14 protein-coding genes are annotated in these 14,982 nt (G+C 41.5%); 7 read left to right on the top strand and 7 right to left on the bottom strand.

Going from position 1 to position 14,982, the window contains the following annotated elements:
- Positions 1 to 171 precede the first annotated feature (171 nt).
- Positions 172 to 1,308, bottom strand: a complete 1,137-nt coding sequence (locus JOJ89_RS03010) for a DEAD/DEAH box helicase (protein ID WP_203289550.1) — start codon at positions 1,306 to 1,308, stop codon at positions 172 to 174.
- A gap of 208 nt (positions 1,309 to 1,516) precedes the next feature.
- On the opposite strand from JOJ89_RS03010, the gene JOJ89_RS03005 reads away from it, so the two are divergent.
- From JOJ89_RS03005 to JOJ89_RS02995, 3 genes are read left to right on the top strand one after another with little or no spacing between them, the layout of a single operon-like run.
- Positions 1,517 to 3,223 carry a molecular chaperone HscC gene (locus JOJ89_RS03005; RefSeq protein ID WP_203289549.1) on the top strand — a complete coding sequence of 569 codons (1,707 nt, stop codon included), beginning with the start codon at positions 1,517 to 1,519 and terminating at the stop codon, positions 3,221 to 3,223.
- Positions 3,220 to 4,686 carry a J domain-containing protein gene (locus tag JOJ89_RS03000; protein WP_203289548.1) on the top strand — a complete coding sequence of 489 codons (1,467 nt, stop codon included), beginning with the start codon at positions 3,220 to 3,222 and terminating at the stop codon, positions 4,684 to 4,686. The genes JOJ89_RS03005 and JOJ89_RS03000 overlap by 4 nt, the downstream gene beginning before the upstream one ends.
- 17 nt (positions 4,687 to 4,703) lie before the next feature.
- Positions 4,704 to 5,345: a DUF1266 domain-containing protein gene (locus tag JOJ89_RS02995; RefSeq protein WP_203289547.1), complete on the top strand. Its 642-nt coding sequence runs from the start codon at positions 4,704 to 4,706 to the stop codon at positions 5,343 to 5,345.
- A gap of 51 nt (positions 5,346 to 5,396) precedes the next feature.
- Here the strand turns inward: JOJ89_RS02995 and JOJ89_RS02990 are convergent, their stop codons facing one another.
- Both JOJ89_RS02990 and JOJ89_RS02985 read right to left on the bottom strand, forming a co-directional pair.
- Entirely contained in the window at positions 5,397 to 5,780 is a 384-nt protein-coding gene (locus JOJ89_RS02990) for a hypothetical protein (RefSeq protein WP_203289546.1), read from the bottom strand.
- A 40-nt stretch (positions 5,781 to 5,820) separates the two neighbouring features.
- Positions 5,821 to 6,528 carry a hypothetical protein gene (locus JOJ89_RS02985; RefSeq protein ID WP_203289545.1) on the bottom strand — a complete coding sequence of 236 codons (708 nt, stop codon included), beginning with the start codon at positions 6,526 to 6,528 and terminating at the stop codon, positions 5,821 to 5,823.
- A 130-nt stretch (positions 6,529 to 6,658) separates the two neighbouring features.
- Here JOJ89_RS02985 and JOJ89_RS02980 point away from each other — a divergent pair, with 130 nt between their 5' ends.
- From JOJ89_RS02980 to JOJ89_RS02965, 4 genes are all read left to right on the top strand, one after another.
- Entirely contained in the window at positions 6,659 to 7,726 is a 1,068-nt protein-coding gene (locus JOJ89_RS02980; RefSeq protein ID WP_203289544.1) for an RNA ligase, read from the top strand.
- Complete coding sequence (locus JOJ89_RS02975; RefSeq protein WP_203289543.1) at positions 7,726 to 8,703, top strand: ATP-binding protein; 978 nt, start codon at positions 7,726 to 7,728, stop codon at positions 8,701 to 8,703. Before JOJ89_RS02980 ends, JOJ89_RS02975 begins: the two co-directional genes overlap by 1 nt.
- 146 nt (positions 8,704 to 8,849) lie before the next feature.
- Positions 8,850 to 9,500, top strand: coding sequence for a DUF3885 domain-containing protein (locus JOJ89_RS02970; protein WP_203289542.1), 651 nt, complete (start codon positions 8,850 to 8,852; stop codon positions 9,498 to 9,500).
- Between the two features lie 150 nt (positions 9,501 to 9,650).
- Positions 9,651 to 10,148 (top strand): DinB family protein, encoded by a 498-nt coding sequence (locus JOJ89_RS02965; protein WP_203289541.1) that lies wholly within the window; start codon positions 9,651 to 9,653, stop codon positions 10,146 to 10,148.
- 132 nt (positions 10,149 to 10,280) lie between these two features.
- On the opposite strand, the gene map is transcribed toward JOJ89_RS02965, so the two are convergent.
- The 4 genes from map to JOJ89_RS02945 all read right to left on the bottom strand — a co-directional run bounded on the left by map (position 10,281) and on the right by JOJ89_RS02945 (position 14,571).
- Complete coding sequence (gene map / locus JOJ89_RS02960) at positions 10,281 to 11,021, bottom strand: type I methionyl aminopeptidase (RefSeq protein WP_203289540.1); 741 nt, start codon at positions 11,019 to 11,021, stop codon at positions 10,281 to 10,283.
- Positions 11,022 to 11,119: 98 nt separating this feature from the next.
- Positions 11,120 to 11,506, bottom strand: coding sequence for a P-loop nucleotide/nucleoside kinase family protein (locus tag JOJ89_RS02955; RefSeq protein WP_277987881.1), 387 nt, complete (start codon positions 11,504 to 11,506; stop codon positions 11,120 to 11,122).
- Positions 11,507 to 11,864: 358 nt separating this feature from the next.
- The gene (locus JOJ89_RS02950; protein WP_203289539.1) at positions 11,865 to 12,794 is read right to left on the bottom strand and encodes a hypothetical protein; all 930 of its coding nucleotides are present in this window, start codon (positions 12,792 to 12,794) and stop codon (positions 11,865 to 11,867) included.
- The gene (locus JOJ89_RS02945; protein ID WP_203289538.1) at positions 12,787 to 14,571 is read right to left on the bottom strand and encodes a hypothetical protein; all 1,785 of its coding nucleotides are present in this window, start codon (positions 14,569 to 14,571) and stop codon (positions 12,787 to 12,789) included. Before JOJ89_RS02945 ends, JOJ89_RS02950 begins: the two co-directional genes overlap by 8 nt.
- Positions 14,572 to 14,982: the final 411 nt, after the last annotated feature.

Raw genomic sequence — 14,982 nt, 5'->3', positions numbered from 1 at the left:
GTGGATAATCATGAATAGTTTCTTCAAGATATACACACTTTAAAAATACATCCAAGATTGGCCCCATGATATGTGCAAAGCTGCCTTCCCGGCGGCTTTTTCTTTTTTATAGCTGTATAATGTAACATCAACTGAAAAAGCCCCGCACTAAGTGCAGGACCTTCACTTAACTCACTTTGAATCCACAACTTCCCCGTGGTAAAAACGCTTTTTGTGCAGCTCAATTTTGAGGTTGCGGCACAGTTGCTTTAATTCGCGTTCTTCACGTTCTGTCACGAGAGATACGACCGTTCCGCTGGCACCGTTTCTTCCCGTACGGCCTGAGCGGTGAACATATTGTTCAGACGTTTCCGGCAGGTCATAGTGAATGACATGCGTCACACCTTCAATATCAAGGCCGCGTGCGGCAACATCTGTTGCAAGCAGCATGGAGATCTCCCCTGTTCGGAAGCTCTTCATCGCAAGTTCGCGCTCGCGTTTTGAAGAGTCGCCGTGCAGGATGCCGAGCTCAATGCCCTTATACATCAGCTTTTCAGCAAGGACCGCTGCATTTCCGATATCCTTCACGAATGCAATCGCTTTTGTCCCTTCCACTCTTGAAAGCTTTTGAAGAAGATCAATTTTGTCGCGCTGTTCGGATGAAAAATAAATATGTTCAACATCAGACTGAACGGCTTCTCCGCGGCTGATTTTAATCAGCTCCGGATTTTGCATCAGCTTTTTTGCTTCTGCTTCCGTCTTTTCAGGAAGAGTCGCCGAGAAAAGAAGAAGCTGTCTGTCTTTCAATGTTGTTTTAATGATGTTTTTGATGTTCGAAAGATGCTCCGGCTGCAGCAGCTGATCGCCTTCATCAAGGACAATCGTCTTTACTTCATGCATTTTGATTTTTTTCTGATTGATCAGTTCGTAAACACGGCCCGGTGTACCGACAATAATCTGCGGGCGCTTCTTCAGCTTCTCAAGCTGTCGTTTCACATTGGCTCCGCCGATGAAGCTTGCGCCTAGAATCCCGCTTCCCGCTGACCACTTTTGAATCTCTTCATGGATTTGCATGACCAGTTCCCTTGAAGACGCCATGATCAGTGTCTGGATGTTTTTGCTCTCAGGGTTGATGCGCTGCAGGACAGGCAGCAAATAAGCAAGCGTTTTGCCAGTTCCCGTCGGTGATTCTGCAATCACGTCGCGTCCGTCCAAAATGGCAGGAACCGCCTTTTCCTGGATAGCTGTTGGAGTTGTATACGAAGCCTTTTCCCAGGCTTCCTTTAAAAATGGTTTTGCTTCTTCAAGCATTGACCATGTGCTGTTCATTTGTTTTCACCTTTTCGTATCTGAAGTCCGTCTTTCAGTAAGAAAGACGCATTTTCTTATTATATACCATTTCGGCTGAGGGAAAAACAGCTCCTGTTCTTCCGCCTGCAAGAATATCCTGAAATTTACCAGTTATTGTTTTAACTTTTCTTTTCCAGCTTATATAATAGACTCCATAAATAGAACTTTTCATAGAGGAGAGAACAGAATGACTGTCATTGGCATCGACCTGGGCACATCCAACAGTCTTGCAGCGTTTTGGTCTGAAGAAGGGCCAAAAACTATTCCAAATGTACTCGGCAGCAATTTGACTCCATCCATTGTCAGCATTGATGACAACGGCGAAATCCTCGTCGGCGAAATTGCAAAAGAGCGCCAAATTTCACATCCCCACCTTACAGCATCCGCTTTTAAGCGTTATATGGGAACGGCTAAAACCTATCATCTCGGAACCTATCATTTGTCTCCTGAGGAATTGTCCTCTTTCGTTCTTCAGTCTTTAAAAAGAGATGCAGAAACGTTTTTGAACGAAGAAATCACGCATGCCGTCATCAGTGTTCCTGCCTATTTTAATGACCAGCAGCGAAAAGCGACAAAGCGTGCAGCCGAGCTTGCAGGTCTTACGGTTGACCGTCTGATCAGCGAGCCTACAGCTGCAGCCATCGCATACGGCTTTCACCAGCAGAATGAGGACACCCGCTTCCTCGTATTTGACCTTGGGGGCGGAACGTTTGACGTATCGATTCTTGAGCTTTTTGAAGGAGTCATGGAGGTTAAATCTATTGCAGGAGACAATTTTCTCGGCGGCGAGGACTTTACGCACCTGCTCATGCACTATTTTTTGAACGACCACAAGCTTGCGGCAGATGACCTGGATGCACGGGCGCAGTCTGTCCTGTTCAAGCAGGCGGAAACATGCAAACGGGAGCTTGGCAGCCATCATCAGCGCGGCCGGATGGTGCTTCATCACAACGGTCAGGAGTATTCAACCAGCTTAGACAGGACTACTTTTGAAAAAATAGCCCAGCCTCTCGTGCTGAAACTTCGAAATCCAATCGAACGCGCACTGCGGGACGCCGACCTGCAGACAGACGAGATTGACGCTGTGATCCTGATTGGCGGAGCCACAAGACTTCCGATGATTAAAGGCATTGTCACAAAGATTTTCGGCAAGCTTCCCGTCCTGACGATTCATCCTGATGAAGCAGTAGTCCTTGGAACTGCCGTCCAGGTTGCGCTGAAAGAGCGGAATGAAGCCGTGGACGAACTCATCCTGACCGATGTGTGCCCTTATTCACTCGGAACAGATGTCGTGAAGCAGCATGATGCCGACTCCTACACGTCCGGCCATTTCCTTCCGATCATTGAGCGAAATACGCCGATTCCCGTCAGCAGAGTCGAACGCCTCTACACGATCAAGGACAACCAGGACCGGATTGTCATTGACATCTATCAGGGAGAAAGCAGACGCGTTGAAAATAACTTGAAAATCGGCGAACTGACCGTTCAGATTCCGAAGTCGCCTGCGGGAAAAGAAGCTGTCGATGTGCGCTATACATACGACATAAACGGCTTGCTTGAGGTTGAGGTCACAACCATCAGCACCGGCAGCAAACAAAACATGATGATTGAAAAAAATGCAGGAAGCATGACCCCTCTTGAAATGGAAAAAAGAATGGAAGAGCTGAAGGCTCTTAAAATTCATCCGAGAGACCGGACGGAAAACAGGCTCCTTCTCGCAAGGGGCGAACGGTTATATGAAGAAACACTTGGACGCGAACGGGAAGCTGCAGCCGCTGCCCTGGAACAGTTCGAGCACATCCTTGCGTCACAGGATGACCAGAAGATCCGCGCAGCCGCAGCGCGCTTAAAAGAGATCCTGGAAGAGATGGAAAACTGGAGCAGACAGCGATGAATTCAGCGTGGAAGATATTAGGCATCGAACCGACCGACGACATGACCGTTATTAAAAAAGCCTACTCGGCAAAGCTCAAAATCCATCACCCTGAAGACGATCCGGAAGGTTATCAGAGGCTGCGGGAGGCCTTTGACACCGTCAAAAAGGCATGGAAAAACCGAAACTTACGTCCTGCTGAAGAAAGAGCCTATGAAGAGAGCGTACATGTACAAATGGAGGAAGAACCTGCCCCTCCCCTCCCGTCTCATTTCCCATTTTCAGAATGGCAGGAGACAGAAACAGAATCCCGCTCAACGATCGATTTGTTCATGGAGAAGGTGGAGCAGATTTATGAGCATTTCCCTTCCCGCATAAACAAGGAGAAATGGCTTGAACTCCTCAATGATGATGCACTGTGGGATATGGAACAAAGAGATTATCTGAGTGAACGGCTCCTGACCTTTCTCGAGCTGAATCCTTATCTCCCGGATTACATCTGGAAACTGCTTGAAGACACCTTCCAGTGGACTGACATGCTGAGGGAGGACCCGTATCTTCTCGGCGAAGAAGAAACCGAGGAATTTCTGCGTCGTCTCAAAGACAATACAGGGCTCTATCCATCGCTTTCTTATCAGCCACTTTTACATATCGAGGACATTCCCTATGATCTCTATCTGATGAATCGGGAAAAAGCCCTCGATGAACTCCTTGAAAACCGGCTGGAAGAAGCAGAAACCTATGTGAATACGGCCCTGTCTATTTTCCAGGATGATCCGCAGCTGCAGACAATTGCCGGAATGATTTATGAACGGAGCGGAAGATTTGAAGAAGCGGCTGATGCTTTTAAAAAAGCATGCGTGCTTCAGCCTGAAAACATCAAAAATCGAATGCTACTTGCACAGCTGCTATTTAAAACAGGAAAATATGAAGAGGCGGAACAAGCCTGCCTGAAAATCCTTTCTGACCACCCGGACCACCCGGATGCTCTCAGCCTTTTAGGCAGAATCTATTTTCAAAAAGAAGAATGGCAGAAAGCCCGTGAAACCTTTATGCACCTGGAGAGGATTCAGGGAAAAGATGCAGAGACCATTGTTTATCTGGCTAAAATCAATGATTTTCTGTTCCGAAACAGCTATAAGCGGAAGCCGCTGACGAAGAAGGAAATTAAGAAAGAGATCAGGCCTGATACGTTTAAAGATAAGCTGCGTATTTTTCTGTATTGCCACTTGAAATGGAGGATCTTTTTCGCTTTCATTTTTCTACTAGTGAGCCACAACAAACTGCAGGCTCTTGGCGGAGAGAATTGGTTTGATCATCCAATTCTTAAAGTCCTATACGCCGCCTATTCACTCTTTCAGTATATTAATTTATCACTCTATTTTGAGTACACCCTGACGCCGCTGTTCTGGGCAGTATTATGGATCTATTCTGTGATTACGATTTTGAGAGAGTGGAACCGCGTACGGAAAATGGTTTTATAGAAAGGAGGAGCAGCTTTATGAACCGTAAACAGAAAAAATATATGAACACAATGGCACCGCTGTGTATGATCAGCTACCCCACCTTCTATTACTCTCTCTTTCTCACAGATGTTCCGTTCAGCAAAAGCGCCGCCAGAAACCATCTGAAGCATTATGGGGTCACAGACAAAAATACTGCAAAGGACCTGCTGGAGTGGTTTTTAACAATAGGAAACAGGAGAGAATTTTACGTCCTTCAAAGCTCCCTTCTGTTCCTCTCAGAGAATGAATCCCATGAGCTGATTTCCGGAGAGGATGAAGAAGGACTGAAGGCAAAGCTCTCAGCCGTAAAAAAGTACATGCATCGCTTAAATGAACACAGCATCGGTGCACTTGATCTCTCCAACGCCCTTTTTATTGCAAAACACGCAAAACAGAACGGCCTCCTTACTCAGGAAGAAGCGCAATACTACGAGCTCCGCGCAGTCAGACTTGCACAGACTATGTACACCAGCTGGCGTGAGTACCTGACAGCCTGCACAGCAGGAGCCGAATTCGTCCAAAAAAGCAAAGACCAACAGGAAAAATATCTGAATGCACAAAAAAGCACTCTGATTAAACTGATGGCCTCAAAGCACAGTCCGTTTAGGAAGATTGATTTTATGACCAGTTTTTCTTAATAAAGAAATAAAAGAAACCCGGGAATGCGTTCCCGGGTTTTGCTGTTGATTTCAGGATGAACACTCTTCCGTACGCATCCCCCTGGCTAAAACCCAGCCGTTTAATCCGTATGAAGATTCTATTATGTAATACGTATACCTGTTTTTCTTAATGTGATCGGTTAATTCCTTTACATTTCTATAATATATCGGCCATACATGATCTTTTGTTTTATTCAGCAGCTCCTTATGATCTTCAGCAAAATCGTTGATTTCACCTACAGTAATGTCAAATAGAATACTCCCTGGCAGCTGGTTTTCAAAGTAGTACGCAAAGACATCGTCAAACAGCAGCATTGCTTTGCTTCCGAATTCATCTACTGCCTTCATTTCAATGCACGCGTTCTCAAGATCAACTTGATAGGTCAGGATTCTGCTGTCGTGAATGATGAACATGGAAAAACCTCCATAATTGGATATAGTAAAGTTCTTGTCATTAACCTTTATAGTCACTCAACTGATACTTGAACTTCCTGAAGACATCAGACGGTGAACAATCTGCCTCTTCATCAGGAATATAGTACTCCCGATCATGGTAAGGCAGTTCTAGCTTTGCCCAATCAAAGTCATCTTCCACGCATTTAATGTACATGTCGTATCCTTCACCATCTGATGGAAATAAGCCAATCCTTGATTCTTTATGTTTCAGTGCAGTATCAATCGCTTCTCTCAATTCCAGTAATGCTGTCTCGTTGGCAACCAGGAAGGCACTGTGATGCCACATCCGCTGGCCATACATATGGCACATAGGCATAGGCTCATCCTCTCCATAAAACTGTTTGCTGTAAGTGCGTTTCAGCTGATTCAAAACACTTTTCGGATCGTCCACATCCAAATAGGCATCCATTTCGGTGTCTTCATACTGTCTTTTCCCGTCCCGGAACCGCGAAAGAAAGTCATAATATAACTCATTGTTTTCCACAAACAGATATCTCTCCAGCGCATCATCCGGATCCGCTATCAAGTAGTAGCAGTGAAGTTCTTTTGCATCCTTTTTATAAAGATAATGAAAAAGCGAATCAGTTATCTTATTCGTTTTTGCCAATTGGTAGTTGTGCTTCTTCAATTTATTCGGCCTAATGATCTCATTAACAAACGGGATCCCCGGTATATGGATAGCGGTAAACAACTTGGCATCAGCCATTGCTTCATCTCCTTTCTACTAAAAAACTATGATTCTATTTTAATCCATCCTACCCTCCTTTTTCCCTCTATTAAAAAGAAAACCAGATTCACTCACTTATATAGTAAAATAAGGAAAAGGAGAGATGAGCGTGTTTACGAAGGAACAATACATGCCCGAGGTTGAGGGCAGGTTTATCAATAGAAGACTTCATCCGGAGCATCCGCATATCGTGATCCTCAACTATACGGATCATGCTACATACGAAAAACGCTGGAATGATGTCACCATTCATTGCAGAGGGCTGATCATTGATGAGTCAACAGGCGAAGTACTGGCAAGACCGTTCCCGAAATTTTTCAACTATGGAGAGATGACGGAATTAGAGTCCAGTATCCCTTTTTCTGAAACGCCGGAATTTACGGTCAAGCATGACGGGTCATTAGGCATTTGCTACAGAATCAATGGTCAAATCTACTGGTCTACACGGGGCTCTTTTGAATCCGATCAGGCTAAGGCTGCTCAAACAATCTGGGACCAAACATACTCTCATGTCCAGGTTCCGCCTGATGTGACCCTGCTGGTGGAAATTATCCATCCTGCTACGAGGGTGGTTGTCGATTATGACGGCATGACCGATTTAATTATCATTGGGGCCGTCAACAGGTTTACAGGCCATGACTACAGCTATGCCGAGCTGAAGGAACTTGGAGCAGCTCTCGGAATGCAGGTCACAGAGCAAATCAAGCTGACGGTTGAAGAAGCCATCAAATTAAAAGACACCATGGACCATAACAGTGAAGGCTGGGTCCTCAGATGGTCCAACGGCATGAGGCTGAAAATCAAAGGAAACAGCTACCTGGACATACACAAGATTGCGTACGGGCTGTCAGATAAATTAAAAACCGAATACTGGGCACTTGGAAAAATAGAAGAATTGATCTTGAAGATGCCTGAAGAATTCCGAAAAGAAATCGAGGGCTTTAAATCAATACTGGATCGTCAGCTCATGGAATTGACAAAAAGCATTGCCCATCACCACACGAGTGCAAGCAATCATTCTTCCGACAGAAAATCATTTGCCATCTACGTGAACCAGCATGTCCCCCGCGAGCTGAAATACTTAGTATACAAACAGGCTGACGGGAAATTGACGGAGCAAACCGTCAAGGAACACATCTACAAAAATTACTTGAGCTATAGAGGAGAGAGTGAGTAATGCCGTCCTTTGATATGCTAATCGGGTTACCCGGAAGCGGTAAATCCACCTATGCTGAGAAGCTCGCAAAAGAAATCGATGCAGCTGTCTTTTCCTCTGACCTGCTCAGAGAAGAACTGCTTGGCAATGTGCATGATCAAAGCCGCAACGATGATATTTTTGAAGAGCTGCATAAACGAATCAACCTTCACCTTGCAGATGGCGGAAATGTCATTTATGACGCCACCAATACGAATCGCAGGCGCCGGAAACACCTGATCAGCCATGTCATCAAATGCGAAAAGAAAACTGCCTACTATGTGAATGAACATTACGACACCGTACTGACACGCAACGCGAGTCGCGAGCGCAAAGTATCAAAGCAGGTCATTGACCGAATGTACAAGTCCATGCAGATCCCTTTACCAAATGAAGGCTGGAACGACGTCATCATCGTCTCAGGCGAAAAGAGCATCGCAGAAAACAGACAAGCTGCAGAGCAACTCATTACATCCGAAACGGACCATGATCTGCTTTTTACACAGCTTGCTTCCTATATACCTGATTTTCACTCCATCTACAATGTGCCGCATGATTCTTCCTACCACAGCTTTTCCATAAGCAGGCACACATACCATGTGTGGAAGACCATCTTGGAGAATGACCAGGGCACAGACAAGCTTCCATTGCTCTGGGCTGCCTTATTTCATGATGCGGGAAAAGGATTCTGCAAGTCATTTATCAACTACAAGGGAGAGCCGACGAAATACGCCAGCTTCCTCGGACATGAATACGTGTCCTCCCAGCTCGCTGTCTACTGGCTCACGGCTCTGGGCTACGACAAACCCTTCATACAGCTAACAAGTGACCTTATCCAAATGCATATGATCCCGATGAATGCCACGGAAAAGAAAATGAAGGAAGTCGAGCAGCTGATCGGGGAAGACGCATTCACTAAACTGCTCATCCTTCATGAAGCAGATATGGGTGCTAAGTAAAGAGTTTCGAAGAATTATGGAGCACATAGATGGTTCCCAGCCATCTCGTGCTTCAAAATGTTCAAAAATAGCAGGTCCATACCGGCAACCTGGGCGACCTGCTGTTTTCAACTTTCAAACATCATCCGTACTAACCAGGAGGAACCATGAAAGTCGATCTATCTCATTTTTTGCACGAATACTTTAACAGCCTAAAACTGGAGCCACCCCTCTTCTATTCGTCTCCATACGGTATACGCTTTGAAATTGCTATCCCCTGGATCGAACATGAGGACAAACGCAACCTTCGACAAATCGAAGAACGAAGCACAGGCATATTCAATAAAGTGTTTCAAGTTGGAGATGACGTGCTTTTAATAACCGACATTCACTGCGGAAGGCACGACCGGTTTCTGCAAAAAAGACCATCAAACGTGTACCAAAAATACATCAAAAACAAAGCGCTGCTGCAAAACCTGAAGCATACGACGCTTCCCGACGCCTTCTCAGACGAAGAAATGGTCACACACCGTTTCATTCTTCCCTGTAAAAAGAGCGACATCAGGTACGAAGCGCTGCTTGCTGCTATCAGCTATGAAGATTTTCGGCACCCGACTAACATCTTAAAAGGGTTCCCCAGAAATGGAATAGACATTTACTTCATCAACACAACCAGAAAAATGATTTACCATCTCTACGATGACCGGGGCTGTGATGTCATTGCATCAAGAAAAGAAGATTTGCTCCCGCTTTATCACGATTTTGAAGAGTGGATACTCGATTATGACCGGGAGGAGATTGATGGGGTGTTTAAGTAGATATGGGAGCAGGTAAATCTGGTTGAAAAAGCTTAGTGTTGATTTCAAATAACACTAAGCTCAATGATGCAGGAATATAAGCTGGATTAGCCGAATAGAAAAACTGTTGTTCCTTTAGTAGATTACCCCAATCAGTGAGGAGATGGATGTATGCAAACGGTAACCAACCTTTTTTCAGAACAGCTCGACATGCATTGGCGCGAAAATGACTGGTTTGCATCCTTGGAGCAGGCGCTTGATGGAGTAACCGCGCCTGAGGCATCATGGACAGGTTCAGGAAAGAGCAATTCAATATGGCAGATTGTTAACCATTTGATTTATTGGAATGATGACGTCATTCACAGAATCAAGGGCACTGAAAACCCGCATAAAATAAAGGATAATGAAGAAACCTTTGCAGATCCTGGGGATCCGGAAGACGAAAATGGCTGGGCCCAAACATTACAGCGCCTTGATGAAGTCATGAATCAATTCAAAACCGTCATCGCGGAACTGGATGACGAAAAGCTAAAAGCCCCGTATGCTGCGAACAGGCCCTCCATAGAGCACTTAATCAGCAGTATTATGATGCATGATTCTTATCATATTGGACAAATTGTTTTGCTTCGGAAGTTACAATCTTCTTGGGGCGGGGTTGATTGGTCTTAGAGCGCTCCTGTTTTAATTAATTGAAAAGAAGCAGGAACCTGTTGGCGGGTTCCTGCTTCTTGTTTTAGAACAAACTTCCGAAGCTTCGGTTGAAAGAAGCTGGGTGTTATCTTTTCTGTTTTCTAACCAGCACTAAAGGGTTAAAATAATCGGCCCGTTTTTAGTCAGGATGATTGTATGTTCCACTTGAGCGACATAGCTCTTTTCCGTAGCAAAGGTCCAGCCGTCATCCAATTGGAACACTTCTTCTTCAGAGGTGGAGATAAACGGTTCGAAGGCGATGACCATTCCGTCCTTCAGGATCTCATCATCCCACGGGTCATTATAATTGAGAATATGGTCAGGTGCTTCGTGGATCTTACGGCCGATCCCGTGTCCTGTAAGATTTTTGATAACGGTGAACCCATGCTGCCGCGCTGTTTCGAATACCGCTTTACCGATTCTGCTTTTTTTGGAACCTGGCTTTGCTTTCGCAAGGCCCGCTTCAAAAGCTTTCTTCGCAGCGTCACATAATTTCGTTAAGACTTCTTCTCCTTTTCCCACTACAAATGAGATTCCCGTATCAGCGAAATAACCGTTCTTGGAAGCAGACACATCGATATTCACGAGATCCCCTTCCTGGATCACCCGGTCACCCGGAATCCCGTGTGCCACCTCTTCGTTCACACTGATGCACGTAAACCCGGGAAAATCATACTCGCCTTTTGGTGCTGAAACGGCCCCTGCTTTCTCAAAAAGCTCCCCGGCCAAATCATCGAGCTCTTTCGTCGTAATGCCGGGAACCGTTTTTTGAACCAACTCATCCCGAATGGACGCGATAATCTTTCCGATTTCCTTCAAACCGCTGAAATCTTCTTCTGTCTTAGCAATCATATTTTCTACCTCTTTTTCTTTTTCTTCTATAGGAGTCATTATTCCATTGTTTAAACGAAAATACCCGGATTATGCTCATGATCAGTCTGCCGGGCGATCTACTCTTTAGATCCTCCACTAAACTCTATAACATGTAAACCCTCAGATGCATCTGGCTCTTCGAAGAAACTTGTGACATGATGAAACACCGCTTCCGTATCAAAAACCGCCCGTTCGGGTTGTTCCTTACGTCTTTGAGCAATTTGGCGCAAGCACTGTTCGTCACTCAGGTTGAGATAAATCAGCTGATGATCTGCATGAACCTCTTCAGCCATATTTAAAAACCATTTTCGCAGCTTTTGAGTGTTGGCCGGAAAGTCCATAACTACATCAGTACCGACACATAATATGTTTTGAACGTGCTTTTTCACCAGTGGCTTTAGCTGAAGGGAAAATCGTTTGTAATCCTCAAATGATTCAATTTGATTCGGATTAAGGGAAGTCAGAAGAAAAAGAGGATTTACAATGTGTATTTGTGATATACATTATGATTAAAAAGTAACTTATTGAAAGAATTTATATCAAAACGGATTTTAATGTCTAAAAGATGTTTACCTGATAAAAAAGTGAAGATTTTAAATTTTGTTCAGCATTTTTTTAATACAGGTATAACATTTTTAAGATTATAATAAAAAAAGAGACAACTCCTTAAGGGTTAGTGGCGTCCTTTTAATGTAAGCTGCACTACACATTCCACATGTCTGGACTGTATGTGGTAATACATGAAATGTTGGTGAGTGATTTGAATTTAAGGATGGAGAAGTCATATCAAATTTTTTCTTGCATTTCGATGAAGGACATTCATCAATTTGGGAGATCTGGGACAAAAAGATTATAATCGTTTTTTGGATATAATAGGCCCTCAATCGTTAAAACAGATTTTTTACCCAAATCCATGTTTCTTCCTACTTTTCTTTTAATTAAACCGATATCTTGTAGTTCATTGTTTTCAAGTAATAATATAAAATTTCCTTGATATCTAAAAACCCCCGTACCAAATACCTTTGTTGAAAAAACCCGAAATTTATTTCGTACCTTTTCTCTATAATGAACTATCTCATTCCTGTTCAAATGAAAATTGAGATTAAAATGGGTTTCAAAAATAACTTGAAGAACTAAATTTCTAATACTTTCAAAGAATTCAAAAGAGTACATGCTATCTTTATCCGTTTCATTTATTGCTAATTTTCGAATAATTTCTCTGTTATGTTTTGAAAAAGGGGTTATTTCTTTTGTTTCTATAAATTTTTGAACATTTTCTTGTTTATTTTCTATATTAGCTTTATGTTGATGCAGGTAACTAAATAATTTGGTACTGTGCAATTGATAAAAAATCTTCATCCAATCTCTATATAAATCTAAAGAGTGGTAGGGGACCGAAGCATCCCTTAAAGGTAGCTTTGCAAACATTTGAATTAGATAATTCTCCAGATCCCTTCCAATTTTATCCCCTTCCTCAATTAACGAATGTACCTCGCTACAATTTTCTAATTCAGCAAAACTTTCTTTATAATCTTCTGAGCACGCAGCCTCAATTTTTTTATAGGCAAGTCCAAAACAAAAATAGTGCTGAAATGAACATGTCCTCATTGCGTTTTGATATAGTGACCATGTTTCTGGTGATAATTCACTTTTTATATCTTTATATCTTAGAAAAAACGTCCTTCCAAAAGAGGTTTTTGAAAATTTTTTTCCAAAATTATAGGCTGCTAATAAAGTATTTATTTTAATCACCGTCTTTCATGCTTTTTAATCTATAAATGATAAACTCACCTAAAAGGATATTTGCGATCAAAATATTATCCGGATTTATTTCTAATTCATCCTTTCCATGTACCAGGTCATTTCGATAGTCTCTGACCTTCCATAACTTACTAAAATCCTCATCAGTTATAGGGATAGCCAATTGGTGAATCAAGGCTTGTACCTTGACTTTTAAAGGTGGATCTTTTAGTTTGCTTAAGCTCTTATCTTTTATTTTTTTTGAATACTCTTCTGTAAAAATATCACTTTGTTCTTTTAGTAATTGCTTCAACAGTTTTTTGAACTCCCTGATAACATCATCAGGCAAAAAAGGGTCAGTTTCTACTTTATCAACCAAAAATTCCATGGATATATTACTATATATAACCTTATCTTCTATATCTTCTGCTTTCCAACTTCTGTTCAACCACTTTAATGCATTAAACAGCTGCTTGTCTAAATTTGAATGCTGTCCGGTATGTTTTTTATACAGTTTTTCTTCAAACCAGTCCAATTCTTTAAATATTTTATTTAACTTAGAATTGAGACCTAATGAATTATCTTCCCACGTATCTTTAGAATCGCCCAAAACGTTTTCTAAGCCTATGATATTTTCTACATAATATACTGAGGAGCATTTAGGATTCTGATATAATCGTGATCTATTCCATTCATTTGGTTCTAATCCTAAGTTGTAATAATTAAACACTCTTTCATTTTTAGACAGCAAAATTACCATTTCAATCGCATCTTGTACTTTGCTTCTACCTAATAAATAGGCGTCATATGCGTTATCTGATTCGACAATTGATTGAGCGAAAGTATCAAACTTACCAAGTAAATTGTCATTATAGTTCTCCTTAAATCCCTTATACATATCAAAGGCTTGATCTTTAGTTAAAAAGGTTACATCTCCAAAGCCAAATTCAGGATTGCTTAACACTAGATTTTCTATGGGAAGCAATACAAGGTATGGACCATATTTTTTTGCGAAACCCTCTATATTAATTTGTTCTTTTAATATTCCCGAACTCCTCAGAATTGCCTGAAATGGTGAATGTGGATCTGGACTATGAAAAGAAAAGAAACCTAACTTCTTTTTACTTAGTTCATGCATAAATGAGCTTAGAAAAATATTAATTCGATTTGTACCTTTTTTCACTTCATAAATTGTACCTGCTGATTCTATAGAATTACCTTTTATCCTGTAATTAATTACCAAGTCTTCAGAAAGATGTATATTTTTCAAATCCTTTATAATATCTTGTTTAGTTGCAAATTCAAATTCCCCAAAAACTAATCCATTTCTATTTAATATAAGTAAAGATTTATGCGGTCTTAATAATTTTCCATTACTGTATGCCTCACATCTCCCACTTATTATATTTCGCTGTATTGATGTCAGAATTGATAACGCTTTGTATGTATCAATTCCTTTCTTTATTTTCTTCTTCTCAAAATGTTCTACAATTTCGTCAATAAATTCAACAGCTATTTTCATAGTATTATATTCACTATTTAAGAAATCCCTAAGATTTCTTAGAACATTACCTATACTTCTAATCTCTACAGGAATAATTGATCCTCTAATGAAATCAAAACCACATATCATATATTTTTCTTTGTTTTTATGTTTAAGTAACAAATAATGTAAAATGATATTGTCTTTGGAGTATAACATTGATAATATTATGTTATTATTTTCAAATCCATTATAATTGACACTATAATTATTTAGAAAAAGAGCTGACTCTAGTGGGTTAATCATTTATTTATTTCTCCTTAGTGATTAATAACTACTACGTAAACCTGCATTTTTATTTAACCGCCCAGAAATTCTTGAATATATTTCTACTAAACATAGCTATTTAATTTTTATATTTTCTTATGTTGTGTTAGTCTCATCATTTCTTATATAAATTGATTGCCTAATGCCTCTCTAACTTCTACTCTCCTAATAAACACTTACCTAAGCCCTATTCCAATTATTTCAAATCGTTTTATAAGTTGCAACCTAAACTGATAAAGAAGGATATGCCGGCCAGTATTGGCAGGCATATGTCTTGATATCTTGCAGGTTTAAAAGAATATCTATCTATGTTTTAAACAAGAAGCAGGATATTTGTGTCTGCCTCTTTATTTCAATGTCCCGCTTTTTATATTTTAAGCTCAAACACTT

Origin of the sequence: Metabacillus sp. cB07 (assembly GCF_016839225.1) — a bacterium.
Lineage (GTDB): Bacteria > Bacillota > Bacilli > Bacillales > Bacillaceae > Bacillus_P > Bacillus_P indicus.
This window is presented reverse-complemented; position numbering and strand designations above follow the sequence as displayed.

Bases quoted from the DNA above. Each gene is read 5' to 3' on its own strand.
- JOJ89_RS03010 (WP_203289550.1), bottom strand. From the start codon at position 1,308: ATGAACAGCACATGGTCAATGCTTGAAGAAGCAAAACCATTTTTAAAG.
- JOJ89_RS03005 (WP_203289549.1), top strand. From the start codon at position 1,517: ATGACTGTCATTGGCATCGACCTGGGCACATCCAACAGTCTTGCAGCG.
- JOJ89_RS03000 (WP_203289548.1), top strand. From the start codon at position 3,220: ATGAATTCAGCGTGGAAGATATTAGGCATCGAACCGACCGACGACATG.
- JOJ89_RS02995 (WP_203289547.1), top strand. From the start codon at position 4,704: ATGAACCGTAAACAGAAAAAATATATGAACACAATGGCACCGCTGTGT.
- JOJ89_RS02990 (WP_203289546.1), bottom strand. From the start codon at position 5,780: ATGTTCATCATTCACGACAGCAGAATCCTGACCTATCAAGTTGATCTT.
- JOJ89_RS02985 (WP_203289545.1), bottom strand. From the start codon at position 6,528: ATGGCTGATGCCAAGTTGTTTACCGCTATCCATATACCGGGGATCCCG.
- JOJ89_RS02975 (WP_203289543.1), top strand. From the start codon at position 7,726: ATGCCGTCCTTTGATATGCTAATCGGGTTACCCGGAAGCGGTAAATCC.
- JOJ89_RS02970 (WP_203289542.1), top strand. From the start codon at position 8,850: ATGAAAGTCGATCTATCTCATTTTTTGCACGAATACTTTAACAGCCTA.
- JOJ89_RS02965 (WP_203289541.1), top strand. From the start codon at position 9,651: ATGCAAACGGTAACCAACCTTTTTTCAGAACAGCTCGACATGCATTGG.
- map (WP_203289540.1), bottom strand. From the start codon at position 11,021: ATGATTGCTAAGACAGAAGAAGATTTCAGCGGTTTGAAGGAAATCGGA.
- JOJ89_RS02945 (WP_203289538.1), bottom strand. From the start codon at position 14,571: ATGATTAACCCACTAGAGTCAGCTCTTTTTCTAAATAATTATAGTGTC.